This is a genomic window from Pararcticibacter amylolyticus, from assembly GCF_003130405.1.
In the GTDB taxonomy this organism is placed as follows: domain Bacteria; phylum Bacteroidota; class Bacteroidia; order Sphingobacteriales; family Sphingobacteriaceae; genus Arcticibacter; species Arcticibacter amylolyticus.
This window is the reverse complement of record NZ_QEAS01000038.1, coordinates 15,245-15,662: the sequence shown is the minus strand read 5'-3', so window position 1 is coordinate 15,662 and position 418 is coordinate 15,245. Positions and strand designations below refer to the sequence as shown.

Here is a 418-nt window from a genome sequence, read left to right as displayed (position 1 = left end):
GCGGACAGGTCGGTGCCGGCGGCAAAGGGCTCGCGGGGGGTATAGGTGAGGATGTAGTTCTGATCGGTGCTTATGGCGGCGGCAAGGGGGATACAGGGGGCGGCGGTGGCGGCTACGATGTAGGCGTGGAAGCTGGACCCGGTGGGGACGTAAAAGCCGGGCAAAAGGGTGATGCTCCGCGTGGCGGTTACGACCGGACGGCTATTGCTGTAGCTGCTCAGGGTGGTGTCCTGGCTGAATACGGGGGTTATTAATAATGTCAGCACTGTCACAAGTATGCTGACTCTGGTGGACTGCTGTTTCATTTGAGCATTCTTTTTCGCTCCTAAGGTACCCCCCTTCACTGCGCTCACACCGCAGTGGAATTTTTTTCTTTTTATTTATCTTCAAGAACAGCCTTTGCAGTATATCTATTCAG

The 418-nt window shown here is 55.0% G+C and carries 1 protein-coding gene; it reads right to left on the bottom strand.

What is annotated here, in order from left to right; genetic code table 11:
- On the bottom strand, nucleotides 1-305 hold a 305-nt coding region (locus tag DDR33_RS27035; RefSeq protein WP_394341132.1), incomplete at its 3' end, for a 3-coathanger stack domain-containing protein.
- Between the last annotated feature and the right edge of the window lie 113 nt (nucleotides 306-418).